This window comes from Flavobacterium sp. M31R6 (assembly GCF_013284035.1).
Taxonomy (GTDB): domain Bacteria; phylum Bacteroidota; class Bacteroidia; order Flavobacteriales; family Flavobacteriaceae; genus Flavobacterium.
On sequence record NZ_CP054141.1, the window covers coordinates 3,222,872 to 3,247,312 of the forward strand.

28 protein-coding genes are annotated in these 24,441 nt (G+C 32.6%); 15 read left to right on the top strand and 13 right to left on the bottom strand.

Going from position 1 to position 24,441, the window contains the following annotated elements:
• The first annotated feature begins 24 nt into the window (after positions 1-24).
• From HQN62_RS13180 to HQN62_RS13195, 4 genes are all read left to right on the top strand, one after another.
• Positions 25-966: an alpha/beta fold hydrolase gene (locus HQN62_RS13180; protein ID WP_173504710.1), complete on the top strand. Its 942-nt coding sequence runs from the start codon at positions 25-27 to the stop codon at positions 964-966.
• Entirely contained in the window at positions 966-1,517 is a 552-nt protein-coding gene (locus HQN62_RS13185; protein ID WP_173504711.1) for a GNAT family N-acetyltransferase, read from the top strand. The genes HQN62_RS13180 and HQN62_RS13185 overlap by 1 nt, the downstream gene beginning before the upstream one ends.
• A gap of 42 nt (positions 1,518-1,559) precedes the next feature.
• A complete protein-coding gene (locus tag HQN62_RS13190; protein ID WP_116797875.1) occupies positions 1,560-2,009 on the top strand; it encodes a GNAT family N-acetyltransferase in 450 nt (149 codons plus the stop codon).
• Positions 2,010-2,205: 196 nt separating this feature from the next.
• Entirely contained in the window at positions 2,206-2,871 is a 666-nt protein-coding gene (locus HQN62_RS13195; RefSeq protein WP_217362492.1) for a class I SAM-dependent methyltransferase, read from the top strand.
• Between the two features lie 124 nt (positions 2,872-2,995).
• Here HQN62_RS13195 and HQN62_RS13200 read toward each other — a convergent pair whose 3' ends face one another.
• Positions 2,996-3,229, bottom strand: a complete 234-nt coding sequence (locus HQN62_RS13200) for a VF530 family protein (protein ID WP_116797873.1) — start codon at positions 3,227-3,229, stop codon at positions 2,996-2,998.
• Between the two features lie 70 nt (positions 3,230-3,299).
• Between HQN62_RS13200 and smpB the strand changes: the two genes are divergently transcribed.
• Both smpB and HQN62_RS13210 read left to right on the top strand, forming a co-directional pair.
• Entirely contained in the window at positions 3,300-3,752 is a 453-nt protein-coding gene (gene smpB / locus HQN62_RS13205; RefSeq protein WP_173504712.1) for an SsrA-binding protein SmpB, read from the top strand.
• Positions 3,753-3,845: 93 nt separating this feature from the next.
• Complete coding sequence (locus HQN62_RS13210) at positions 3,846-4,514, top strand: DUF4136 domain-containing protein (protein ID WP_116797871.1); 669 nt, start codon at positions 3,846-3,848, stop codon at positions 4,512-4,514.
• Positions 4,515-4,600: 86 nt separating this feature from the next.
• Here HQN62_RS13210 and HQN62_RS13215 read toward each other — a convergent pair whose 3' ends face one another.
• Complete coding sequence (locus tag HQN62_RS13215; RefSeq protein ID WP_116797870.1) at positions 4,601-5,242, bottom strand: protein-L-isoaspartate(D-aspartate) O-methyltransferase; 642 nt, start codon at positions 5,240-5,242, stop codon at positions 4,601-4,603.
• Between the two features lie 165 nt (positions 5,243-5,407).
• Between HQN62_RS13215 and HQN62_RS13220 the strand changes: the two genes are divergently transcribed.
• From HQN62_RS13220 to HQN62_RS13260, 9 genes are all read left to right on the top strand, one after another.
• Entirely contained in the window at positions 5,408-6,373 is a 966-nt protein-coding gene (locus tag HQN62_RS13220) for a Gfo/Idh/MocA family oxidoreductase (RefSeq protein WP_173504713.1), read from the top strand.
• 92 nt (positions 6,374-6,465) lie between these two features.
• Positions 6,466-7,353 (top strand): 3-hydroxyacyl-CoA dehydrogenase family protein, encoded by an 888-nt coding sequence (locus HQN62_RS13225; protein ID WP_173504714.1) that lies wholly within the window; start codon positions 6,466-6,468, stop codon positions 7,351-7,353.
• 27 nt (positions 7,354-7,380) lie between these two features.
• A complete protein-coding gene (locus HQN62_RS13230; RefSeq protein ID WP_173504715.1) occupies positions 7,381-7,851 on the top strand; it encodes an HIT family protein in 471 nt (156 codons plus the stop codon).
• Positions 7,852-8,502, top strand: coding sequence for a YggS family pyridoxal phosphate-dependent enzyme (locus HQN62_RS13235; protein ID WP_173504716.1), 651 nt, complete (start codon positions 7,852-7,854; stop codon positions 8,500-8,502).
• Positions 8,503-8,553: 51 nt separating this feature from the next.
• Positions 8,554-8,925: a four helix bundle protein gene (locus tag HQN62_RS13240; protein WP_116797865.1), complete on the top strand. Its 372-nt coding sequence runs from the start codon at positions 8,554-8,556 to the stop codon at positions 8,923-8,925.
• 59 nt (positions 8,926-8,984) lie between these two features.
• On the top strand, positions 8,985-10,346 hold the full coding sequence (locus HQN62_RS13245; RefSeq protein ID WP_173504717.1) for an exonuclease domain-containing protein: 1,362 nt from the start codon (positions 8,985-8,987) through the stop codon (positions 10,344-10,346).
• A gap of 9 nt (positions 10,347-10,355) precedes the next feature.
• The gene (locus HQN62_RS13250; protein ID WP_173504718.1) at positions 10,356-11,204 is read left to right on the top strand and encodes an ion transporter; all 849 of its coding nucleotides are present in this window, start codon (positions 10,356-10,358) and stop codon (positions 11,202-11,204) included.
• A 152-nt stretch (positions 11,205-11,356) separates the two neighbouring features.
• The gene (miaA, locus tag HQN62_RS13255; RefSeq protein WP_173504719.1) at positions 11,357-12,280 is read left to right on the top strand and encodes a tRNA (adenosine(37)-N6)-dimethylallyltransferase MiaA; all 924 of its coding nucleotides are present in this window, start codon (positions 11,357-11,359) and stop codon (positions 12,278-12,280) included.
• A 56-nt stretch (positions 12,281-12,336) separates the two neighbouring features.
• A complete protein-coding gene (locus HQN62_RS13260; RefSeq protein WP_173504720.1) occupies positions 12,337-13,077 on the top strand; it encodes an acyl-[acyl-carrier-protein] thioesterase in 741 nt (246 codons plus the stop codon).
• 52 nt (positions 13,078-13,129) lie between these two features.
• On the opposite strand, the gene HQN62_RS13265 is transcribed toward HQN62_RS13260, so the two are convergent.
• From HQN62_RS13265 to HQN62_RS13315, 11 genes are all read right to left on the bottom strand, one after another.
• On the bottom strand, positions 13,130-13,837 hold the full coding sequence (locus HQN62_RS13265) for a response regulator transcription factor (protein WP_077373802.1): 708 nt from the start codon (positions 13,835-13,837) through the stop codon (positions 13,130-13,132).
• A gap of 3 nt (positions 13,838-13,840) precedes the next feature.
• Positions 13,841-15,424 carry a sensor histidine kinase gene (locus HQN62_RS13270; protein ID WP_116797859.1) on the bottom strand — a complete coding sequence of 528 codons (1,584 nt, stop codon included), beginning with the start codon at positions 15,422-15,424 and terminating at the stop codon, positions 13,841-13,843.
• 59 nt (positions 15,425-15,483) lie between these two features.
• Positions 15,484-16,080, bottom strand: coding sequence for a dephospho-CoA kinase (gene coaE / locus HQN62_RS13275; protein WP_173504721.1), 597 nt, complete (start codon positions 16,078-16,080; stop codon positions 15,484-15,486).
• 1 nt (position 16,081) lies between these two features.
• The gene (locus tag HQN62_RS13280; RefSeq protein ID WP_116797857.1) at positions 16,082-17,080 is read right to left on the bottom strand and encodes a glycosyltransferase family 2 protein; all 999 of its coding nucleotides are present in this window, start codon (positions 17,078-17,080) and stop codon (positions 16,082-16,084) included.
• 123 nt (positions 17,081-17,203) lie between these two features.
• Positions 17,204-18,010 carry an enoyl-ACP reductase FabI gene (locus tag HQN62_RS13285; RefSeq protein ID WP_173504722.1) on the bottom strand — a complete coding sequence of 269 codons (807 nt, stop codon included), beginning with the start codon at positions 18,008-18,010 and terminating at the stop codon, positions 17,204-17,206.
• A 173-nt stretch (positions 18,011-18,183) separates the two neighbouring features.
• Positions 18,184-19,374 (bottom strand): enoyl-ACP reductase FabV, encoded by a 1,191-nt coding sequence (fabV, locus tag HQN62_RS13290; RefSeq protein ID WP_173504723.1) that lies wholly within the window; start codon positions 19,372-19,374, stop codon positions 18,184-18,186.
• A gap of 92 nt (positions 19,375-19,466) precedes the next feature.
• Positions 19,467-21,119, bottom strand: coding sequence for a DNA repair protein RecN (gene recN / locus HQN62_RS13295; RefSeq protein ID WP_173504724.1), 1,653 nt, complete (start codon positions 21,117-21,119; stop codon positions 19,467-19,469).
• Positions 21,120-21,170: 51 nt separating this feature from the next.
• Positions 21,171-22,052, bottom strand: a complete 882-nt coding sequence (porD, locus tag HQN62_RS13300) for a type IX secretion system protein PorD (RefSeq protein WP_173504725.1) — start codon at positions 22,050-22,052, stop codon at positions 21,171-21,173.
• The gene (gene coaBC / locus HQN62_RS13305; RefSeq protein ID WP_173504726.1) at positions 22,045-23,256 is read right to left on the bottom strand and encodes a bifunctional phosphopantothenoylcysteine decarboxylase/phosphopantothenate--cysteine ligase CoaBC; all 1,212 of its coding nucleotides are present in this window, start codon (positions 23,254-23,256) and stop codon (positions 22,045-22,047) included. The genes porD and coaBC overlap by 8 nt, the downstream gene beginning before the upstream one ends.
• A 9-nt stretch (positions 23,257-23,265) precedes the next feature.
• Positions 23,266-23,583, bottom strand: a complete 318-nt coding sequence (locus HQN62_RS13310) for a DNA-directed RNA polymerase subunit omega (RefSeq protein ID WP_111408714.1) — start codon at positions 23,581-23,583, stop codon at positions 23,266-23,268.
• Positions 23,584-23,591: 8 nt separating this feature from the next.
• Positions 23,592-24,386: an outer membrane protein assembly factor BamD gene (locus HQN62_RS13315; RefSeq protein WP_173504727.1), complete on the bottom strand. Its 795-nt coding sequence runs from the start codon at positions 24,384-24,386 to the stop codon at positions 23,592-23,594.
• Between the last annotated feature and the right edge of the window lie 55 nt (positions 24,387-24,441).

Here is a 24,441-nt window from a genome sequence, read left to right on the forward strand (position 1 = left end):
ACCGAAATTCGTAATTAAAAATCCATGCGTAATTTCATTTTTTTATCGTTCAATATATTCTTATTAGTAGGTTGTTCCAGTTTTAAAATAGTACCTGATTATGTGTTTGATTCTTTGCATAAGAAAGAGTTATATATTAAATCATACGACGAAACATTAAAATTATGGGATGTCCCGTTTGAAGAATTAGATGTCGCAACAAATTATGGTAGTGCTCATATCATCGTTAGTGGTCCAAAAACAGGCGAGCCTTTGATTTTATTTCATGGTACAGATGCAAGTTCCACAATGTGGTATCCCAATGTAAAAGAATTTAGTGCAACATATAGAGTTTATGCCATTGACTTCCCTTTGGAAGCAGGAAAGTCAGTTTCAAATTCCATAAAATTAACCAATAAACAGGCCGCTTTATTTTACAACGAGATTTTTAAGCACTTTAAAATGGAAAATATTAATTTATTAGGAGTGTCAAGAGGCGGGTGGATGGCGACCTATTTAGCCATACAGCCCAACAACACCATTAAAAAAATAATTCTGTTAAGTCCCGCACAAACTTTTGGCGGAGTTGCAAACTTAGGAAAAGTCCTTACTGGAATAAATCTTAAAATGTTTCCAAGCCCAAAAAGCACAGATAGATTTTTTAACGCATTTTCCTATTATCCTGATGGAATTAGCTCTGTATTCAAAAATCAGCTTTATCTTGCTTACAAATATGGCAATAGCAAACCCCGTTTATTAAACATGATGCCGTTTTCCAAAAAAGAATTGAAGTCGCTGAAGATTCCTGTCTTGATTTTGATTGGTGATCATGATATTGTGAATAACGAAAAAACACTTACTAAAGCACACAAATTTATCCCTAATGTAGAAACTGCAGTTATCAAAAATGCAGGCCATTTTATGTCCATTGATCAATCTGAAAATACAAATAAAAAAGTTGTTGAATTTTTAAATAAAACCGAATAATGTTAGATATAAACTTTTCACCTTTTCCAAATCTTGAAACTAAACGTTTATCATTAAGACAAGTAAAAGCAAATGATGCTGACGCAATTTTATCATTACGTTCGAATGATGAAGTTATGAAATACATTCCGAGACCTTATCTTAAAACCAAAGAAGATGCCTTGGAACTCATAGTTATGTTTGATGACAAAATAGAAAGTGGAATTGGTATCAACTGGGGGATTTACTTTCTGGAAGAGCCGGAAAAACTTTTAGGAATCATTGGTTATTACCGAATGAAACCGGAACATTACAGAGCTGAAGTAGGCTATATGCTATTTCCGGAATACAATGGAAAAGGAATCGTATCGGAAGCATTACAAAGGGTCGTGGAATATGGTTTTAAGGATATGAAACTGCATTCCATAGAAGCTGTTTTGGATCCTGAAAATAAAGGATCCGAAAAGGTTTTAATAAAAAATGGCTTTGTAAAAGAAGCGCACCTGATTGAAAATGAATATTACGAAGGTCGTTTTCTTGATTCGATGATCTACTCACTTTTGAATAAATAATTTTAAATGTCTGATAAAGTATAATTGCTTTAATTTAAAAAAATGAAAATCAAGAAAGCAAGTATAAATGACAATGAAATTTTGACAGAAATAACAAAAAAGTCAAAAGCATATTGGGGATATTCTGAAGAGCAAATTTTAAAGTGGAATAACAACCTGACCATTTCCGCAGCCTATATTGAAACCAATTGTGTCTTCACATTGGTAAATGACAATAAAATAATTGGTTATTATTCTTATATCATAAAAGAGGAAAAGAATGTAATACTTGACAACTTATTTATTTTACCAGAATATATTGGAAAAGGATTTGGGAAATACTTGATGACCGATTTTTTAGATCGAATGAAAAATGAGGGATTTGAAAAGATAACTCTAGATTCTGAACCAAATGCAGAAAATTTTTATCTAAAAATTGGATTCAAAAAAATTGGCGAATTCGAAACTTCAATAAAAAACAGGTTTATGCCAATTATGGAAATGAGTCTTTAAAATAACAGCTACATTCCAAAATAAACAGTATTTAATTTTAAACATATAAGTCATGTAAGTTTGAAATAGTTAGTGCGTCAAATTAGAAATAAAAAGTGAATATAAGTTAAAATTATTCTTTGTAAGGAAGTGATTTTACTTAAATGAACTATTGATTTTACTCGATTTTATTCAAATTAAAACTTATATGACTTATATGTTTAAAGAATCAAAATTAGCCAAAATGGATTTAGACAACCAAAAAGAATATTGGAACGAAGTCGCACAAATTAAAACTTTCACCCATCCGATAGACCTAGAATTAATAAATCATTTTTTAACCAAACAAAGCAAAATTGTTGACTTTGGGTGTGGATATGGAAGAATTGTAAAAGAATTGACGAATTTCGGTTTTGAAAATGTTTCAGGGTTTGACACTTCCAAAGAATTAATTGCCAGAGGAATATCCGAAAATAATCTTTCTCTTCACCATATTGAAAATCCGACTGATCTGAAACTTAAAGATAATTCTGTTGACTGCATCATTCTTTTTGCTGTTTTAACTTGCATACCTTCCAATGCAGGACAAAGTAGTTTGATAAATTTACTATTGTCTAAACTTAGAAAAGGTGGCATAATCTACATAAGCGATTACTATATACAAGAAAAATCAGTTGAAGTTGAACGCTATGAATATTTAAATGGAGACGAAAACAATTATGGTGTTTTCAAACTTCCTGAAGGAGCCACGTTTCGTCATCACACAAAAGAGTGGATTAAAATATTGACCAAAGATTTTGAAACTTTAATAGAAAAGCCTCTAATTGTAAAAACAATGAATGGTAATATTGCTAATGGATTTCAATTAATAGGTAGAAAATAATTACTCGTTACAATACACTAATCTTTCTTATGAAAACCAATCCCCTAGCCCAGATGGAAACGGCATCCTGTTGTCCCAGGGTTTGGGACAACAGATATAGTGGACAGCTGGAAATAGCTTCTAATTATTTGGATTGTATTTTCGGAATGGTTTTTAGATACAGTTCCTCGACTTGTTTTCTGGCCCAATCTGTTTTTCGCAAAAAGGTGAGGCTTGATTTCACACTCGGATTTTCATTGAACGATTTTATTTTAATCAATTCTCCCAAGGTATCAAATCCATAATATTCCACTAGTGTTTCCACTATTTTTTGAAGTGTGACTCCGTGAAGCGGATCTTTTGACTGTTGTTTTTCCATGATGCAAATTTATAGCATTTTCCTAAAAACAATTGTTCTTTCATTAATTAGTTCCTAAATTTGCCCAACTATGCAAAAAACTGTCAACATACTCAATAAAAGAGCCCGTTTCGATTATGAAATCCTTGAGACCTATACCGCTGGTATTGTTTTGGCCGGAACCGAGATTAAATCCATTCGATTAGGAAAAGCAAATATTACCGAAAGTTTCTGTGAATTTAGTGGTAATGAACTTTTTGCCATCAATACTTATATAGAAGAATATACTTTTGGGAATCAATTTAACCATAAAGCTCGCAGTGAGCGAAAACTGCTTTTGAACAAAAGAGAATTAAAAGGGCTGGCTCGTAGTGTCCAAGCCAAAGGTCTTACAATTGTTCCATTGAAACTGTTTACTAACGAAAAAGGCTTAGCCAAACTACAAATCGGACTTTGCAGAGGTAAAAAAACATACGACAAAAGAGAATCACTTAAGGAACAAGACACTAAAAGAGACTTAGACAGAATAAAAAAAGCATATTAGAGCAATTCGGATTAAAATTTAACCTCTTTTCATAGTTTTTATTTTCAAATTATAATTACTTTTACTTACATTATAACGAAAAACAAACAAACTATGAAAAAATTATTTATCACTTTAATCAGTGTATGCTTAGCAAGTTGCGGAAGTAATACATCAATTGTATCCAGTTGGAGAGATCCTAATGCGACACTTGCTAAAGAACAATTCAAAAAAGTATTGGTAGTTGCATTAGCAAAAGACGAAAGCACTAGAAGGTCTACAGAAAATAGAATTGCTTCCATAAACCCATCGGTATTAAACCCCTCTTATAATTATTTAAATCAGCAAAATTTAAACCTTACTCAAGAACAGAAAATAAGCATTGTTCAATCTGAAGGTTTTGACGGAGCTATTACTATGCGTTTCATTAAAGCTGATAAAGAAACACAATATGTTCCTGGAACAACAAACTACTATAGCGGTATGGGATATCCTGGTATGGGATATGGCTATGTAGGTGGTTACGGCATGGGCTATGGTGCAGGATTTGGTGGATGGTATGGTGCTTATGCTCCAGCTTATTACTCCCCTGGATACTATCAAGAAAACACTTATTACTATATCGAAACCAATATTTTCGACTTGAAAAACAATAAATTAGTTTGGAGTGCCACTACAAAATCACTTGATGTATCTGATGTAAACACTACCGTTGATGAAATCATGGAAGCTTGCGTGCAACAAATGAGAGCTGATGGTTATATGGCTCCTAAATCAAAATAAAAAATAGTTCTTTTTCCTAAAAAGGATTCAAACAAAAAAGCAACACTGAAAATTTAGTGTTGCTTTTTTTATATGATACAGTTTTTTTAATTTTTATCTTCTAACAAAGGAACAAAACGAAACTCTCCAAATTCGTGTTTTTCAAATTGCGTTTCATTGATTCGAATTAACAGTGTCATAATTTGAATATCCTCTCCCAACGGAATAACAAGCCTTCCTCCTATTTTGAGTTGAGCCATTAGCGGTTGTGGGATAATAGGTGCACCCGCAGTAACAATGATACTGTCAAAAGGAGCATGATTAGGTAGCCCTTTATAACCATCTCCAAAAGAAAGATGTTTGGGACGTATTCCTAGTTTAGGCAATAAAGCTGATGTTTGTTTGAACAATTCATTTTGTCTTTCTATGCTAAATACCTGAGCACCCACCAAACACAAAACGGCCGTTTGATAACCGGAACCTGTACCAATTTCCAAAACTTTATGTCCTTTTTTTATTTCTAATAACTGAGTTTGAAAAGCAACTGTATAAGGTTGGGAAATAGTCTGACCTGCAGCAATAGGAAAAGCCTTATCCTGATAGGCATAATCTTCAAAACTTGAATTTAAAAATAAATGACGCGGGATTTTTTTAATAGCTTCCAAGACATTCTTATCAATAATACCCTTTTTCTGCAAAACGGTTACTAATTGATTTCGAAGTCCTTGATGCTTGGCTGTATCTTTCAAAATTTAAGGTTTTATTATAGAACAAAAATAGAAAACTAAATCAATTTCCAATCCAAAATAAAACCTAATTCACATTCTAAATAATAATACATATCAGCTGAATTTAGTATTTTTATAAATTGGAATTTCTTAATTTATTACTATTTTTGTGGAAACAACTTTATTATGCTGAAAATTGGAGTATTGGGTGCTGGGCATCTAGGTAAAATACATTTGCGTTTATTACAACAATCTGAGAAGTATGAATTAGTCGGTTTTTATGACCCCAATCAAGAAAACGCTGAAAAAATAAGCAAAGAATTTGGATATAAAAATTTCAGTACTATAGCAACATTAATTCACGCAGTTGATGTTATTGATATTGTCACCCCTACACTTTCCCATTATAAATGTGCCAAGGTAGCCATCAAATCGGGTAAACACGTTTTTATAGAAAAACCCATTTCCAATACGGTTGAAGAAGCCGAAGAAATCATTGCCCTTGCCAAAGAATATAATGTAAAAGGACAAGTTGGGCATGTTGAGAGGTTCAATCCAGCATTTATTGCAACCAAGAATATGATTGAAAACCCAATGTTTATCGAAACACACCGATTGGCTGAATTCAATCCTCGTGGAACTGATGTTCCTGTCGTTTTGGATTTAATGATACACGATATTGACGCCATCTTGAGTGTAGTTCAATCAAAAGTAAAAAACATAAATGCCAGTGGAGTTTCTGTAATAAGTGACACTCCGGATATTGCCAATGCCAGAATTGAATTCGAAAATGGCTGTGTAGCCAATTTAACTGCGAGCCGAATTTCAATGAAAAACATGCGTAAATCTCGCTTTTTTCAAAAAGACGCCTATATCTCAGTTGATTTTCTGGAAAAAAGATGTGAAGTGGTAAAAATGAAAGATGCTCCAGAAGTTCCTGGTGATTTTGATATGATTTTACAAAATGCCGAGGGAGTAAAAAAACAAATTTATTTCTCAAATCCTGATGTAGAACAAAACAACGCGATACTTGACGAATTGGAATCATTTGCTGATGCTATCAATAACGATACTACAACAGTAGTTACTTTGGAACAAGCTACAGAAGCTTTGAGAGTTGCCTATCAAATTATAGATTGTTTTAAAAAATAGAAACTAAAAAAATACACATTGAAAGTTTAAAGTTTAAAGTCAATCACTGGTCTTTAAATTTTAAACTTTTTTAACTTTTAAATAGAAAAAAAATGAAAATTATAGCTGTAATCGGAGCAGGAACCATGGGTAACGGAATAGCTCATACTTTTGCACAAAGCGGTTTCACCGTAAAATTAATTGATGTTTCCGAAAAATCATTGGATAAAGGAATGGCAACAATAGCGGCCAACCTAGATAGAATGGTTTCAAAAGGAACTATAACCGAAGATGATAAAGCCAAAACAATTACCAATATTATTACATATACAGACATTAAAGACGGTGTTGTTGGAGTTGATTTGGTAGTAGAAGCTGCTACCGAAAACGTAGAATTAAAACTGAACATTTTCAAGCAATTAAACGAAGCGTGTTCACACAACACGATTTTGGCAACCAATACTTCTTCAATTTCCATTACGCAAATTGGAGCCGTTGTGGCACACCCTGAACGTGTAATAGGAATGCACTTTATGAATCCGGTGCCAATTATGAAATTGGTAGAAATCATTCGTGGTTACAACACAAGTGACGAGGTGACGAACATCATCATGAAGCTATCCGAAAAACTTGGCAAAGTTCCCGTAGAAGTGAACGATTATCCGGGCTTTGTTGCCAATAGAATTTTGATGCCAATGATTAATGAGGCAATCGAAACTTTATACAACAAAGTTGCAGGTGTTTATGAAATTGACACCGTTATGAAACTGGGAATGGGACATCCGATGGGACCTTTACAACTAGCCGATTTCATTGGTCTTGATGTATGTCTTGCCATCTTAAATGTAATGTACGACGGTTTCAAAAATCCAAAATATGCTCCTTGTCCGTTATTGGTAAATATGGTGAGAGCAGGAAAATTAGGAGTGAAATCAGGTGAAGGTTTTTATGACTATAGCGAAAGTAAAAAAGCTGAAAAGATTTCGAGACAGTTTGTTTAATCTCTTTATTTTAATTTTGCTCTGCAAATGGAAGAATGTCGTTTTTGCCAGATAATTAAAGGTGACCGAATAAATGAGGAAATCATTTATGAGGATAACGACTTTATCATTCTGACTGATAAATATAGAAAAACAGCAGTTGGGTCAATTTGTTTATTAATACCTAAAAAGCATTTAAAAAACATATTAGAACTTACTGATGAGCATTCTGCAAGATTAGTTCCTATATTAAATCTGGTAAGTAAAGCGATGCAAAGTGCTTTTAAAAATAAAGGTCTCAGAATTTGGACTGCTGTAAATAAAGAAGCAGGACAATCAGTCTTTCATTGTCATATTCATATTGTACCTTGTGATTCATTAAAAGACAGAATAATAGCTAGCTTTCCTGGTGTTTATGATTTAAAAAGACGATTTTTAAAATTTGGAAATAATGAATTAAGGGTAAATGAAAATTTTCAACTTGCTGAAAAATTAAGAACTGAAATTAAACTAACATAGATGAGCATTCAATCTAATTTGCAAAATATAAAATCGACTCTTCCGGAGCTTGTTACTTTAGTAGCTGTCTCCAAAACCAAACCCGTTTCTGATTTGATGGAAGCCTATAATGCTGGTCAACGCGTTTTTGGCGAAAACAAAATTCAGGAAATGGTCGATAAATGGGAACAGATGCCCAAAGATATCGAATGGCATATGATTGGACATGTACAGACTAATAAGGTCAAATTTATGGCTCCTTTCGTGAGCTTGATTCATGGAGTGGACAGTTTAAAATTATTGGAAGAAATTGACAAACAGGCTCTAAAAAACAATCGCATTATTGATTGTTTGCTCCAAATATACATCGCCGAAGAAGAATCAAAATTCGGACTAGACGAAGAAGAACTAACAACGCTCCTAGCCTCACCAACTTTTAAAGAGATGAAAAACATCCGAATTGTTGGTTTAATGGGAATGGCAACTTTTACAGATAATCAAAACCAAATCAAAAAAGAATTTACGCATTTGAAATCTATTTTTGATCAATCCACAATCCACAATTCACAATTCACAATTCTTTCAATGGGAATGTCCGGTGATTACCAATTGGCCATTTCATGTGGAAGCACAATGGTTCGGATTGGAAGTAGTATCTTTGGAGGACGATAAAATTATACAATGGCAAAAATCAATGGCAATAGCAAAAATCAATTTTAAAAAATGAATATCAATAAACCAAAATTTCCTAAAATATTCAATTTTGAAGACCGATTAGTAAGATTTGCTGGAGAGTGCATTATTTTTAGTCGTAAATTAGAAAAAACATTTGAACATGATTACTATAAAAATCAACTCATTAGATCATCAGGCAGTTCTTCCTTAAATTATGGTGAAGCTCAAGGTACGATTACTGACAAAGATTTTATTTTTAAAATTTCATTAAGTATAAAAGAACTTAAAGAATCTAGAAATTCATTAAAAATTCTTGATTATATAAAGGCTGGAATTGAAGATGAAAGAAATGATTTATTAACTGAAGTTGAAGAATTAATAGCTATTTCTTCAAAAATGATGAATAATAAGAGAATGTAAAATCAATTAAAAAATTTAAGATTGATTTTTGATATTGTAATTGATTTTTGATATTTAACATGTACGCAATACTCGACATAGAAACCACAGGAGGACAATTCAACGAAGAAGGGATAACGGAGATTGCTATCTATAAATTTGATGGACATGAAATCGTAGACCAGTTCATCAGTTTAATCAATCCAGAAATTCCCATTCAGCCGTTTGTGGTCAAACTCACCGGTATAAACAACGAAATGCTTCGTAGTGCTCCAAAGTTTTTTGAAGTGGCCAAACGCATTATTGAAATGACAAACGACTGCGTACTTGTTGCACACAATGCCTCTTTTGACTATCGAATTCTACGTACCGAATTTCGTCGTCTCGGGTATGATTTCAACATTAAAACCCTTTGTACCGTAGAATTATCCCAACGTCTATTACCGGAACAGCCCTCACATAGCTTAGGCAAACTGGTACGTGCACTAGGAATTCCTATGGCCGACAGACACAGGGCTAGCGGTGATGCCATGGCGACAGTTAAACTTTTCAAGATGCTTTTGGACAAAGATTTGGAAAAAACAATCACAAAAGAGTTGATCAAATTTGAAGTTATCAAAGGAGTATCTCCAAAATTACTGGATATTATCGAAAGCCTACCTTCCAAAACCGGAATTTACTACATTCATCGCGAAGATGGCAGTATTATATTTATTGGACAAAGCAAAAACATCAAAAAAAGAGTCAATCAGCATTTTACAGGTATAACCAAAAGTTCCAAGAAAATCCAAGCAGAAGTATTCACAGTTACTTTTGAGGAAACTGGAAGTGAATTGATTGCATTATTAAAAGAATCCGAGGAAATAAAGAAAAATAGTCCCATATATAACCGAATGGCTCGCAAGAATACTTTCTCATGGGCTATTTATGCTGAAAAAGATCCAAATGGATATTTGAATTTAAAACTTCAAAAAGCCGACGGCCGTAAAAAAGAAATAACGGCATTTGCCAACCAACAGGAAGGAAAAAACGCTCTCAATCGCATTACAGAAAGCTATCAACTGTGCCCAAAACTTACCGGTCTTTCCAATTCAAAAACTCCTTGCACCCAACATGAAAACAATCAATGTGATGGCGCTTGTATCGGACAAATAACATCTGAAGAATACAATTCAAGAGTTCAGGTTTTTATCGACAAAAACCTTTTCGACAACAAAAACATGATTATCATTGACAGAGGAAGAAAAACAGGTGAACACAGTGCAATATTAATAGAAAAAGGAATTTGCAAAGGATACGCATTTTATGATTTAAATTATCAAATCATAAACCCCGAAATCCTAAAAAACATCCTGGTCCCAATACCAAATAACAGAAACACCCGAACTTACATTCAAGGTTATTTAAGAAAACATAGAGTAATGAAAATTATTAATTTTTAATAATCATAATTGGAAAAAGTAAAGTCAAAATATGGTGTTTTCAGACAAAAAACTCAAATTATAATCTACGGAACAAACACAAGAGCTGGTAGATTATTTGATTTGATTCTTTTAGGAGTTATTCTATTGAGTGTCTTTTTAGTAATGATGGAAACAGTAGAAGGTTTTGATGCAAAATACCACAATCAACTTGTTTTATTTGAATGGGTCATTACCATTTTTTTCACTCTTGAATACATCTTACGAATAATTTCAATTAACAAACCTATAAGATACATATTCAGTTTTTACGGCCTAATAGATTTAATTGCGACATTACCAATGTATTTATCTCTATTTTTCCCTGGAACAAGAATATTGTCAGTAATTCGGGCATTGCGATTATTACGGTTATTCAAAATCCTCAATCACCCCAAATTTACAAGCCAATCCTTACACATGAAAGAGGCTCTCAATGCCAGTAGAGGAAAAATTATAGTCTTTATTTATTTTGTACTTATCAGCACCATTATAATTGGATCAATCATGTACATTGTAGAAAGCAAAGAAAGTGGTTTTACAAGTATTCCCATGAGTATTTACTGGACTATTGTAACCTTAACAACCGTTGGCTATGGTGACATTTCCCCTCAAACTCCCCTAGGTCAATTTTTAGCCGCATTGGTTATGATACTAGGATATGGAATCATTGCCGTTCCTACCGGAATTGTAACTGCCGAATTTGCAAAAAGAAATACCAATCAAGAAACAGACTTAGACACGATTAAAACTGCTTGTTCATCATGTGGCACATTCACTCTAAATAAAGAAGCTAAATTTTGCTACAGTTGCGGAAACAAATTAAACAATAATAATTAGGAGCTAATCCAGCTGTACACTACAACTCCTCATTATTCCAGCAGTTTTTCTAAGGAATAAAAGGAGCTTCTTTCAGTCGCTCTTTTATACCAAGAAAAACAAACTGGAATAACTCCGGGGTTTTCGTTACCATCTGGGCTATCAAAAAAAATATGAAATACTTAATTACCATCGTCGGACCAACAGCCATAGGAAAAACAGCCTTAAGCATAGACCTGGCCAAACACTATAATTGTCAAATTATTTCCTGCGACAGCCGACAGTTTTTCAAAGAAATGACTATTGGAACAGCTGTGCCCAATCCAGGAGAATTGGCATTAGCAACACACCATTTCATTCAAAACAAATCCATTTTTGATAATTACACTGTAGGTGATTTTGAAAAAGAAGCACTATTAAAAATAGAAGAATTATTCCAAAACAATGATTACGTAGTGCTTGTTGGCGGTTCTGGATTATATGTAGATGCCATTTTAAAAGGGTTTGATGAATTTCCAACCATAGATTCCTCCATTCGGGAAAACGTGAATTTAAGTTATGAAAATCAAGGAATTGAATATTTACAAAAACAATTAGAAACTCTTGATCCAATCTATTTTCAAAAAATAACTTCCGAAAACCCACAAACCTTGCAAAACCCGCAACGTATGATGCGATTTGTAGAAGTCTGCCTTGGAACCGAGAAACCTTATTCCTCTTTTTTAAATCAAAAGAAAAACAATCGAAATTTCATGCCTATCATCATTGGCCTTGAAGCAGACAGAAACGTGATTTACGAAAGAATAAACCAAAGGGTAGATATAATGCTTAATCAAGGACTTTTGGCCGAAGCTCAAGCTTTATACGAACACAAAGAATTAAACGCCTTACAAACGGTAGGATATCGAGAATTATTCAGTTATTTTGATGGAGAATTTACGCTCCCTTTTGCCATTGAAGAAATTAAAAAAAACACCCGCCGATTTTCAAAACGCCAACTCACTTGGTTCAAACGCAAAGAAAACACCAAATGGTTTGACTATTTAACGGAACGAAAGGAAATAATTGAATATATAGATAATCAAACAAAAATCTAAATTCTATTTTCTTTTTTCTAAAATCTTAATTCTGCAATCTTAAATCTTAAATTTCCATGCCAATAGATCCAAATTTCACTTCCATATTGAGTAAAGACTGGGAAATCAATTTTACCCAATGTACTCCAAATGGCTATTTAAAATACACTGATTTATGCAATCTTTTGCAATTAACAGCTGCTGCTCACTCCGAAGTGGGAGGAATCAGCTTTACAGATATGCAGGAATTTAACCAAGCTTGGGTTTTGAGCAGAATGAGGGTAGAAATTACCGATTTACCCAAATGGAGAGACGTTGTAACCATAAAAACCTGGATTAATTCCCTAGAAAATTCCCGTTCGGTTCGTGCGCTCGAAATGCATGTCAACGGTAAAAAAATAGTGGGATCAGAAACCTTTTGGGCTGTTTTCAACACCAAAGCCCGCAGGCCAGAACCTTTGGCACTTCCCTACCAGCATTTTGAATTGTATCCTGAAAAGAGAGCAACTGAGATGGGTTTCTCAAAAATAAATTTACCCCAAGAAAAAGAAGAAATTTTTGAAAGAACAGTTTCCTTATCCGATTTAGACATTGTCAATCATGCCAATAATGTAAAATACTTGGAATGGTGCTTGGATTTAGTCGATGAAAACAAAATACTATCCCAACAAATAAAAAGCTTTGAGATGAACTTTTTGAAAGAACTCTCGCTAAAAGATAAAGTGATAATTCATGAATGCATAAATGATAACGATGTTGTTTTTAGCATCACCAAAGAAGATAAAACATGTTTTGCTTTGCAGCTCAATTGGAAATAAAAAAAAGCTTCGAAATTAATCGAAGCTTTTCTTTATGAATTAACAAGACCTATTATTTCCCTTTCACAACTAATCTAAATCCTTCACCGTGAATGTTCAAAATTTCAACATCCTCGTCTTGTTTTAAATACTTTCTTAGTTTGGCGATGTAAACATCCATACTTCTAGAAGTAAAATAGTTATCATCTCTCCATATTTTTGTTAAAGCCAATTCCCTTGGCATCAAATCATTTTCATGCAAAATCAACATTTTAAGTAGTTCATTCTCTTTTGGAGACAACTTAATAGGTTCTTCGTTATTAAACGTTAAGAATCGAAGTTTCGAATTAAGATGAAACTTACCAACATTAAATTCAAATTGAACCGCTTCTGTTTTTACATCAGATGCTTTTCTTTGTATGATGGCTTTAATTTTCATCAATAAAACTTCAGAATCAAAAGGTTTGTTCAAATAATCATCTGCACCAGCTTTATAGCCTTTCAACACATCCTCTTTCATTGACTTTGCAGTAAGAAAAATGATAGGCACATCATTGTTCTTTTCTCTTATTTCTTTTGCTAAAGTATACCCATCTTTGTATGGCATCATCACATCAAGAATGCATAAATCATAGGAATCCTTCTTGAATTTTTCAAAACCTTCCATACCATTTTTAGCTAAAACAACATCAAAATCATTTAGCATTAAATAGTCTTTTAGAACTGCACCAAAATTAAGGTCATCTTCTACTAATAGTATTTTTTTATTTGTGTTTTCCATACTCTAATTTATTAAAGGTAATTTTATAATGAAGGTACTTCCTTTTCCCTTTTCACTTTCTACATATATTTGACCATTATGGTCGTCTACAATTCTTTTTACATAAGCTAGACCTAAACCATGTCCTTTTACATTATGTATGTCTCCGGTATGTTCTCTATAAAATTTTTCAAAAATTCTTTTTTGAGCAATTTTACTCATACCCACGCCATTATCTTTTATTTTAATAAGAACCATGTCCTTGATATTTTCAGTATAAATGTCAATTTTAGGAATACCAGGAGTATATTTTATGGCATTTTCCAAAATATTGACTATTACATTCGTAAAATGGACATCATTCAGTAAAACTGTTTTTCTTATAGCTCCAAAATGAATATCAATAGTTCCTTCTCTATCTTCTAAGATCAAGTTAACATGTTCAATAGCATCATTTATAACTTCTTCTATATCACTTGATTCCTTTATAATATTTAATTCTTTCTTTTCTAATTTAGAAATCCTTAATACATTTTCTACTTGGGCATGCATTCGTTTGTTTTCGTCCCGAATCATTTCGAGGTACTTAAACACTTTCTCTTTGTCTTCAATGATCTTCGGATTTCGAATCGCGTCTAAAGCAAGATTTATTGTTGCAATTGGTGTTTTAAACTCATGCGTCATATTATTGATAAAATCAGTCTTAATCTCCGAAATTTGTCTTTGACGAATCAACTGATTTAAAGCAGTGGTATAAGCGATTATAATAATTAACGTAAATATGATGGACAAAATCGTAATACTTACCAATTCAGACAGTAAAAACTTCTTTTTGTGTGGGAAATAAACCAATAATTTATATTTTTCATTTCCCTCATTATCTGTGAAAACTGGAATCGAATAAGTGGCATCCTTAACATACATGAAATTATCAGATTTTACTTTAGTTTGTATTCCATTACTTAAAATTCCAAACTCAAACTTGGTTTTTACACCATATTCTTCTAATTCCTTTTTAATGATTTCTCTTAAAACTTCCTTTGAAATTCTTTCTTGAAGAGGCATTGCAGAAGCAATATCTTTAAAGAAAATCTCAAATTGAGCATTATCCAATATGTCTAAATTACCCGATTTTTCAATTTTCACATCCGGAATCAAGCTCTGCTGTATGCCGGAATTATCAAGGCTGTTTTTATTATAAACTTCAGTAACCCTTCTAGAATTGAAGTTTTTAAAACTTTCAGTGTCAAATTTTTTATCAAAAAGTCCTGCAGAAATTTTAAAGTCTTCGGATATTATACTATTCGAATAAATTATAGTCTGATTAGTCTTTGGATTTTTTTGAACATAATAAAATTCTAATAAATCATCCCTTTTAGGAATTTTACCCGTACTATCTTTATAATGGTTGTACTTATCATAAAAACTATAAGCTTCTCGATTCTGCAGTTTTTCAGCAACATTACCAATTACCTGCTTAACATGAAACTTAAATTGTTCATCATTATTCTTAAATGAAGTATTAAACCAATATACCTGCACAAGAATTATCCCTATCAAGGATAAACTCATTAACAATACAAGTAATCTAAAAAATAATTTATTCATTCAAGCAAAATTAGTATTTTAACAATATAATAGATAAAGCATTAACCAAAGATTAACATTTAAGACTTCATTTGTTTAATTCTTAAAAATTTAAGAATTTTAACAATTTCAGGCTTTATCGCCTCCATACTAGTGTTTTTAATAATAAAATCACTTTTTGATGATTTTTCCTCATCATTCCATTGATTTTTTATTCTTTCCAAAACTTTTTCGCGTGTCGTTTTATCTCTTTCAATAACTCTTTGAATCCTAATTTCAAGAGGAGCTACAACATTTATAATATAGTCACACTCTTTATAACTGCCGCTTTCAAATAAAATTGCACTTTCGTAAATAACAAACGGATTATTTTGATGTTCCAAAAGCCATTCTCTGAAATGTTGTTTCACTGCAGGATGCACAATACTGTTAAGCTTTCCTAATCTTTTGTCATCATTGAAAACAATTTCGGATAGTTTATCCCTAAGCAAAACACCTTTATCAAAAACTGCGCTTCCAAATTCTTCTTTAATTTGTTTCAAAACAGAATCAGACTGCATCAATTTTTTGGCCTCCAGATCTGTAATATAAACTGGAACTCCAAGAGATAAAAATTCATTGGCAACGGTAGTTTTACCGCTCCCAATACCTCCAGTTAAACCAATTATTTTAGTCATATTATATTTTAAAAAACAATTCAGGAAAAGCTTCCTTTGGGTCTTGTTTTAAAATTATTACTTTAACATAAGACTTTAAAAATCCAATACCATATCCATAAAACTGTTTCCAAACTGCAATAATTGATAAATAGCCAATTTTAACACTTTTATTCTGAATAGAAGATAACAAAAATAATGCCAAAAAGTAGCCAAAATAAAATTTAAGCAGAATATCTTGATTAAAAACCAACAATACTAAAGATACAAAAAATCCTATTATAAAAACCGTTGGGAAGAAAAAAGTTAATTTATTATATTCTGGATACCAACTATTTAGTATTGGTCTGGCTTTACCAAATTTATTTACTTGCACAGAAAATTTTTCCCAATCAATTCTCCTTTTGTGATAAACAAATGCTTTCGAAAAAAGTCTGGTTTCAAAACCTAAGTTCCACAAACGGATTGACAAATCTGGATCTTCTCCAGGATGAATATTACCAAAGCCTTTTGAAACTTCGAATGCCTTACGCGAAATTCCCATATTAAAACTTCTGGGTTGAAATTTTCCTATTTTTTCCGAACCGCCTCGGATTCCTCCCGTAGTAAGAAAAGAGGTCATTGCAAAATTGATGGCTTTTTGAATATCCGAAAAACTATCCAAAGCTTTATCCGGACCACCAAAACAGTCCACATAATTTTCTTTTAAGGCTTTATCAACTTCATTCAAATAATTACTGGGTATAATGCAATCAGAATCGAAAATGATATAATAATCCCCCCTAGCCTTATTCATTCCGTAGTTTCTGGAATCGCCTGGACCAGAGTTTTCTTTATAGTAGTATGAAATATCCAGTCTATCACCATATTTTTTTGCAACGTCTTGACATCGAATTGTAGAACCATCCTCTATCAATACAATTTCAAAAATTTCTTCATAGGTTGATTTTGCTAAACTTTCTAATAATTCATCTACTTCATCAGGGCGATTATAAACGGGAATGATCAATGAAAACAACATAATAGTAATTGGGTTATTATTTTTTTATTCGTTTAATTTAATTTTTAGCAAAGGTACTCTTTATCAATAAAAAAACCATCAAATAAATAATGATGGTTTTTATACTACAAACTGTTTATATCCCTATTCAAACATTTCCATAACTTCCTGGCTAACTCCCATATTGGAGAATCCACCGTCGTGCAATAAGTTTTGTAAAGTTACTTTTCTAGTCAAATCCGAAAACATAACAACTATATAATCTGCACATTCTGCAGCTGTCGCATTGCCTAGAGGAGACATTTTATCAGCAAAAGCAATAAAACCTCCAAATCCTTTAACTCCTTGTCCAGCTCTAGTGGCAGTTGGAGATTGCGAAATGGTATTTACTCTCACTTTTTTATCCCTTCCAAAGAAATACCCAAAACTACGAGCAATAGATTCTAGAAAAGCCTTATTATCTGCCATGTCATTATAATCTGGAAAAACACGCTGCGCAGCCATATAGGATAAAGCAATGATACTACCCCACTCGTTCATGGCATCTTTTTTATACAATACCTGCATCAGTTTATGAAAAGAAACCGCAGAAACATTCCAGCCTTTTTCGGTATACTCATAATTTTGATTCGTGTAATGATTTCCTTTTCGAACATTAACCGACATACCTATCGAGTGCAAAACAAAATCAATTTTACCTCCTAAAATCTCAACCGCTTTATCAACCAATACTTCTAAATCAGTAACCGAAGTTGCGTCAGCAGGAATTATTTGGCATCCAATTTTTTCTGCCAATGCATCAATATTTCCCAATCGCATTGCTGCAGGAGCATTTGTCAAAACAAAAACCCCTCCTTCTTCATTAATACGTTCGGCTGTTTTCCAAGCTATTGAATTTTCGTCTAAAGCACCAAAAATAATTCCTCTTTTTCCTTTTAATAAATTATACATAAAATGATATTTTTAATAGTTACTAAGACTCTAAGTTCCTAAGTTTAGAAAGACTCTTAGCGACTTAGTCAATTAGAAACTTAGAAACTATTTACTAAAAAACACCTTATTCTCTTGATTTTAAACCATCAAGTAATAAGGTGTTTTTGAAAATTATAAATATTGTTTGCTAATTACCCAATACTTGGAATAGCAACCATTTCGTTTGTGTCTGCTTTATAATCAACACCATCAAATCCAAAACCAAAAAGATTATAGAAATCACTTCTGTATCCTTCTAAATCTCCTAATTCCGCTAGATTTTCAGTAGTAGCTTCTAACCATAATTTAGCTACTTGAGCCTGAACATCCTCACGCATTTCCCAATCGTCAATACGGATTCTTCCTTTGTCATCAGTAATCATAGGTTCTCCAGTATACAATCTTTGTTGGTACAAACGCTGAATTTGTTCAATACATCCTTCGTGAATTCCCTTTTCCTTCATTATTTTGTACAATAAAGAAATATACAATGGAATAACCGGAATAGCAGAACTTGCTTGGGTTACCAAAGCCTTATTTACAGAAACATAAGCTTTACCGTTGATATCGGCTAAACTATCAGTAATCGTGAATGCTGTAGCTTCCAAGTGATCTTTGGCACGACCAATTGTTCCTTTTCTATAAACAGCTTCAGTTAATGATGGCCCGATGTATGAATAAGCAACAGTTGTAGCGCCTGGAGCCAATAAATTTTCAGATTTTAAAGCATCAATCCACATTGCCCAATCTTCACCGCCCATTACGGCAACTGTATTGGCAATATCTTCGTCATTGCAAGGCTCAATAGAAATTTCAGAAACTTTTCCAGTATGAAAATCAACTGTTTTATTTGTAAAAGTACTTCCGATAGGTTTCAAAACAGAACGGTGTAAAACACCTGTGTTTGGATTTAATCTTACTGGTGAAGCAAGACTGTATATAATTAAGTCAACTTGACCTAAATCAGCTTTAATAAGATCTAAGGTTTGTCTTTTTACTTCATTAGAAAAAGCATCTCCGTTAATACTTTTTGCGTACAAACCAGCTTTATGAGCTTCATTTTCAAAAGCAGCTGAATTATACCAACCTGGAGAAGCCGTTTTTCCTTCTGCAGGTTCTTTTTCAAAAAACACACCAATTGTAGCGGCATCAGAACCAAAAGCACTTGTAATTCTTGAAGCCAAACCAAAACCAGTTGAAGCTCCGATAACCAATACTTTCTTAGCTCCAGCTATAGTTCCTTTTGATTTTACATATTCAATCTGATTTTTAACACTTTGTTCGCATCCTTTTGGTTGGGCTGTCAAACAAATAAATCCTCTCATTCTTGGTTCTATAATCATATTAGTCTGTACGTTAATTTATATTATATATTTTCAATTAATTGAATCGTTTAAAGCTTTTAAAATTGAATGGGCAAATATAGTCCAATTATTTAGTTCAACAAGGCTTTTGCGTGATTTAAGGCCGAATCTGAAATAACAGTTCCAGACAACATTTGTGCAATTTCCACAACTCGTTCATCGACTGTCAATAATTTCAATTCTGATTGAGTATCATCTCCAACAGTAGATTTAAACACTTTAAAATGCTCATTACCCTTAGCGGCAATTTGAGGTAAATGGGTTATGGCAAATATTTGCATCTGAGTACTCATTTCTTTCATAATTTCTCCCATTCTATTGGCAATTTCCCCAGAAACACCAGTATCAATCTCATCAAAAATCAATGTTGGCAATTTTGAATACTGCGCTAAAATCGCTTTCACTGCCAACATAATTCGCGACATTTCACCTCCAGAAGCCACTTTTTTTAATAACCCAAAATCAGTTCCTTTATTGGCAGAAATTAAAAATTGCAACTCGTCTTTTCCATTTTCAAAGTATGTTGAAGTGCTTTTTAATTCCATATTGAAACGCACATTAGGCATTCCCAAGGTCTCTAAAATGGATATTAATTTTTGTGACAAAAGTGGAATCGCTTCCAACCTATTCTTATGTATAGTGTCACAAATTTGGTCTAGCTCCTTGATATTATCATCAACCAATTCAGTTAGTTTTGCGATCTCTTCATCAATATTTCCCAATTCCAATACTGAGTTTTCCAATTTGGATTGAATGTCCAATAACTCATCCACAGTTTTTACCTGATGTTTCTTTTGTAAATTATAAATCAACTGCAATTTCTGATTAATCAAATTTAATTGCTCAGGATCATTTATTAATTTTTCGGAACAGCGATTAAGCTCAGTTGTAATATCTTCAAACTCGATTTTCAAACTTGTTATCCTTTCAAATAGCAAATTATAATCAGCAGAGAAAAGAGCAATTTTCTGAATCGCATTTTTTATTTCGTTCAAATTATGAAAGACCCCAATTTGTTCTTCATTGGCGATAGCCAAAGACTTATCGAGTGCTTCTTTAATAATTTCAACATTATTCAGTTGCTCATAATTTTCTTCAAGAAATTCTTGCTCACCAGATTTTAGTTTTGCCGACACTAATTCTTCCAAAAGAAAAGTATTGTATTCTTGTTCTTTAGAGGCTTCAGATTTTCTTTTGGTTAAGGCATTTAATTTGGACTTATTCGCCTTATAGTTTTTCAAGATCGATTGATAAGTCACAATTGTATCTAAATTACCAGCGATAGCATCAATAATTTTGAATTGAACATTCTCATCAGACAACTCTTGAGTTTGCTGTTGTGAATGAATATCTATTAAATACAAACTCAACTCTTGTAACTCCTGCAAATTAACAGGGCTGTCATTTATAAAAGCTCTGGATTTTCCGGAAGGTAAAATTTCTCTTCGAATAATTGTTTCTGGTTCGTAGTCCAGATCATTGGCATCAAAAAAAGGCAGCAAATTGTATTTGGATATATCAAAATGGGCCTCAATCACACATTTTTCTTCTTTATTTTTAAGCGAAGTCAAATCAGCTCTTTTTCCCAAAGCTAAACCTAATGCACCTAATATTATAGATTTTCCAGCTCCTGTTTCCCCAGTAATTATTGAAAATCCTTTCGAAAAATCGATTGTCAATTTTTCGATTAAAGCATAGTTTTTTATAGCTAGTGAAGTTATCATTTTTGAAATTTTACGAGTAGGTTGGATTAAATAAAAGAAATTATAAAAAGACTAATATTTTAACAATTGCCATTTACCGGAGTTTGATGAAGATGTTTTGTTTAAACTATCTACCATATCATTTATTGCAATACTGGGTCCTCCTGAAAAAATAGAAACAATTTCATCTGATTTGGAATCCATAAAAACTCGCAATAAATAGGAATTAGGTTTAGTGCTATTCAATTTAGACAAATTCATTAAAGAGCCTTTCACAATTTCTTTCGCTTTTTTAAGATCTTGGTGCATCGTATCCAAACCTAAATAATACTGAAAGCTGGATTGTCGTATTTCATTATAAGTTGGCGACATTAAATCATTAATCAAAACAAATCTGCTCAATGTACCATCGGACTGATTCCATCCTTTGTATCCACCTTGTTGTGCCAAATTAGAAATATTCAATGCTTCTTTATAATAGCGATCTCCAAATAATGGAATAAAAGTATCGGCATCCATTCCTAAAATTATGTAACTATAGAATGACAATACCGAAACCAGATTGGAATCATAACTTGTTGGGATGTATGTCAAATTCTCGAATTCAGTATAATTAAAAGTAAAATCTTTATCATTTATATTTATAACTGGAGAGGAATAAGTCGAATTGTAAATATTTCTGGAAGATTGCACTTGTATATTCGCAACAAATTGATCAGAACTATAACTAGAAATGGTAATATACATTGAACAACTGATTTTTTCCTTTTGTGAAAGGGTTTGTCCAGTCCAATCTGTTTTATTCACAAATTCATTTATTGCAGTTTGCAGTGTTTTAAAAACTTGCTGATTGGCATTGCTTATTTTTTGGGTATTTAAAGTCACGGTACAATTCAGCTGTTGGGCCTGAATAAAGCCACAACTAAAAAATAAAAACAAAACAAATCTAACCATAAAAATGCGCTATTACTTTGTTTAAAATATCATCAGCCACAGCCTCTTTAGATTTCAAATCCATTGGCTCAATTCGAAATGCACTATCTATAAAGGTGACTTTATTGGTGTTTTTTCCAAATCCAGCACCTTCATCCTGCAGCGAATTAAGAACTATCAAATCTAAGTTTTTTTTCTGAATTTTCGCTTTAGCATTTTCAATTTCATTTTCAGTTTCTAAGGCAAAGCCAATTAAAAACTGATTTTTCTTAACTTCTCCTAATGAAGCCAAAATATCTTTGGTTTTCTCAAGTTCAATAGTAAAATCATCTGCCGCTTTTTTTATCTTTTGCAGAGCGACATTCTTTGGTCTATAATCAGCTACGGCAGCAGCCGCAATTGCCACATCCACTTCTTGATAATACTGATGACAAGCTTCATACATTTCTTGAGCAGAAACCACTGGAATTACTTGAACCAAAGGATGATTTATTTTACAATGAGTAGGTCCCGAAATCAATATTACTGACGCACCAAGATTAGCTGCACTTTGAGCAATATCAAATCCCATTTTACCAGAAGAATGATTTCCAATAAAACGAACTGGATCAATTGCTTCATAAGTTGGCCCAGCAGTAATTAGTATTTTTTTTTCTTTTAAAGGTAATTTACTTTCGAGATCAGCTTCTAAAAAAGCAATAATATTTTCAGGTTCTGCCATTCGTCCTTCTCCAGATAAACCACTGGCTAATTCTCCATTTTCGGCTGGTATCATTGTATTTCCGAATTCCTTTAAAGTTTTAAAACTCTCAAGCGTAGAAGGATGAATATACATGTCTAAATCCATTGCTGGCGCAAAATAAACAGGACATTTAGCCGATAGGTAACAGGCAATTAAAAGATTATCACATAACCCATTTGCCATTTTTGATAAAGTATTGGCAGTTGCAGGCGCAACAACCATTATATCAGCCCAAAGACCCAATTCTACATGACTATTCCATTCCTCATTTTTTTCATCTTTATTGTAAAATTCAGAAAAAACGGGATTCTTGGAAAGAGTAGATAAGGTAAGTGGAGTTATAAAATCCTTAGAAGCAGGTGTCATTATCACTTGGACATGTGCACCTGCTTTTATGAAGAGTCTAACTAATGAAGCCGTTTTATATGCAGCGATTCCGCCAGAAATTCCCAGCAAAATCTTTTTTCCACTTAAAACTGACATTAGTATAGATTATTTATTTGCTTCTCTGTGGTAAATTTTACCGTCTAACCACTCTTGAACCGCTAAAGCGTGTGGTTTTGGAAGTTTCTCGTAGAATTTTGAAACTTCTATTTGCTCTTTATTTTCAAAAACTTCTTCTAAACTATCATTATAAGTAGCAAATTCCTCTAATTTTTCAGTTAATTCTTTTTTAATTTCAGAATTAATTTGATTTGCTCTTTTAGCCATAATTGTTATCGCCTCATACACATTTCCAGTAGGTGCTTCAATAACTGTTTTATTGTAAGTTATTGTATTTACTGGAGCATTTGTCTTTTTTAAATCCATGACTTTATTTATTTATTATATTTTTGCAATTCAACATCAATTTGTGCTAACATTTCGTCAGCTTTCTTTTTGTATTCTGTATTTGGTTTGAATTTAACCAAATTATTGTAACTCGTTTTGGCTGTAATCAATCGCTCTTCCATTTTTGAAGGAACACTATTTATTGCCAATGAATAAGCAGAATCCAATTTATAATACAACGCTTTTTCTTTTAAAGGAGTTCCTGGATAATCTGCTATAAAATTATCAAAAGCAATAATAGCCGATTTATAGTTCGAAATTCTATTGTATTCTAATGCATTTTCATAAACTTTACGTTCAATCTTATCATTTAACTTTCTAGAAGTCGCATTGGCCTCAGTAATATATTTAGAATTTGGATAGCGATCAATAAAACCTTGAATCTTTTCTATTGCCTTAAAAGTATCTGTTTGATCAATACTGTAAACTGGCGATAACATTGAATAACTTTGAGCTCCTAAATAAGCACATTCTTCTAATTTTTCACTTTTAGGATAACCGGAAACAAAACTATCGAATTGATATCCTGCCAAATAATATTGTTTGGTTTTGTAACATGATTGAGCATACATGTAAAACAATTTTTCCCCTGATGGTTTACCTCTATATGCTGGTGCCAACTGTTCAAAAAGACGAATCGCTTTTGTATATTTCCCAGCTTCGTACATTTTGGTTGCAACGTCAAACTTTGCTGCAACATCTTCGTTCTTCAATGCTGCTTGATAATCACTACAAGAGTACAAAAAGAGAGCAACAAGCAATACAGATATTATTTTCTTCATTTTATTCACTGATTTTATTTTTACAGCATAATATTATATGCAATAAAAGCCACCA

Excerpts from the sequence above, each read along its gene's own strand:
- HQN62_RS13180 (WP_173504710.1), top strand. The coding sequence starts at position 25 with ATGCGTAATTTCATTTTTTTATCGTTCAATATATTCTTATTAGTAGGT.
- HQN62_RS13185 (WP_173504711.1), top strand. The coding sequence starts at position 966 with ATGTTAGATATAAACTTTTCACCTTTTCCAAATCTTGAAACTAAACGT.
- HQN62_RS13190 (WP_116797875.1), top strand. The coding sequence starts at position 1,560 with ATGAAAATCAAGAAAGCAAGTATAAATGACAATGAAATTTTGACAGAA.
- HQN62_RS13195 (WP_217362492.1), top strand. The coding sequence starts at position 2,206 with ATGTTTAAAGAATCAAAATTAGCCAAAATGGATTTAGACAACCAAAAA.
- HQN62_RS13200 (WP_116797873.1), bottom strand. The coding sequence starts at position 3,229 with ATGGAAAAACAACAGTCAAAAGATCCGCTTCACGGAGTCACACTTCAA.
- smpB (WP_173504712.1), top strand. The coding sequence starts at position 3,300 with ATGCAAAAAACTGTCAACATACTCAATAAAAGAGCCCGTTTCGATTAT.
- HQN62_RS13210 (WP_116797871.1), top strand. The coding sequence starts at position 3,846 with ATGAAAAAATTATTTATCACTTTAATCAGTGTATGCTTAGCAAGTTGC.
- HQN62_RS13220 (WP_173504713.1), top strand. The coding sequence starts at position 5,408 with ATGCTGAAAATTGGAGTATTGGGTGCTGGGCATCTAGGTAAAATACAT.
- HQN62_RS13225 (WP_173504714.1), top strand. The coding sequence starts at position 6,466 with ATGAAAATTATAGCTGTAATCGGAGCAGGAACCATGGGTAACGGAATA.
- HQN62_RS13230 (WP_173504715.1), top strand. The coding sequence starts at position 7,381 with ATGGAAGAATGTCGTTTTTGCCAGATAATTAAAGGTGACCGAATAAAT.
- HQN62_RS13235 (WP_173504716.1), top strand. The coding sequence starts at position 7,852 with ATGAGCATTCAATCTAATTTGCAAAATATAAAATCGACTCTTCCGGAG.
- HQN62_RS13240 (WP_116797865.1), top strand. The coding sequence starts at position 8,554 with ATGAATATCAATAAACCAAAATTTCCTAAAATATTCAATTTTGAAGAC.
- HQN62_RS13245 (WP_173504717.1), top strand. The coding sequence starts at position 8,985 with ATGTACGCAATACTCGACATAGAAACCACAGGAGGACAATTCAACGAA.
- miaA (WP_173504719.1), top strand. The coding sequence starts at position 11,357 with ATGAAATACTTAATTACCATCGTCGGACCAACAGCCATAGGAAAAACA.
- HQN62_RS13260 (WP_173504720.1), top strand. The coding sequence starts at position 12,337 with ATGCCAATAGATCCAAATTTCACTTCCATATTGAGTAAAGACTGGGAA.
- HQN62_RS13265 (WP_077373802.1), bottom strand. The coding sequence starts at position 13,837 with ATGGAAAACACAAATAAAAAAATACTATTAGTAGAAGATGACCTTAAT.
- HQN62_RS13270 (WP_116797859.1), bottom strand. The coding sequence starts at position 15,424 with ATGAATAAATTATTTTTTAGATTACTTGTATTGTTAATGAGTTTATCC.
- coaE (WP_173504721.1), bottom strand. The coding sequence starts at position 16,080 with ATGACTAAAATAATTGGTTTAACTGGAGGTATTGGGAGCGGTAAAACT.
- HQN62_RS13280 (WP_116797857.1), bottom strand. The coding sequence starts at position 17,080 with ATGTTGTTTTCATTGATCATTCCCGTTTATAATCGCCCTGATGAAGTA.
- HQN62_RS13285 (WP_173504722.1), bottom strand. The coding sequence starts at position 18,010 with ATGTATAATTTATTAAAAGGAAAAAGAGGAATTATTTTTGGTGCTTTA.
- fabV (WP_173504723.1), bottom strand. The coding sequence starts at position 19,374 with ATGATTATAGAACCAAGAATGAGAGGATTTATTTGTTTGACAGCCCAA.
- recN (WP_173504724.1), bottom strand. The coding sequence starts at position 21,119 with ATGATAACTTCACTAGCTATAAAAAACTATGCTTTAATCGAAAAATTG.
- porD (WP_173504725.1), bottom strand. The coding sequence starts at position 22,052 with ATGGTTAGATTTGTTTTGTTTTTATTTTTTAGTTGTGGCTTTATTCAG.
- coaBC (WP_173504726.1), bottom strand. The coding sequence starts at position 23,256 with ATGTCAGTTTTAAGTGGAAAAAAGATTTTGCTGGGAATTTCTGGCGGA.
- HQN62_RS13310 (WP_111408714.1), bottom strand. The coding sequence starts at position 23,583 with ATGGATTTAAAAAAGACAAATGCTCCAGTAAATACAATAACTTACAAT.
- HQN62_RS13315 (WP_173504727.1), bottom strand. The coding sequence starts at position 24,386 with ATGAAGAAAATAATATCTGTATTGCTTGTTGCTCTCTTTTTGTACTCT.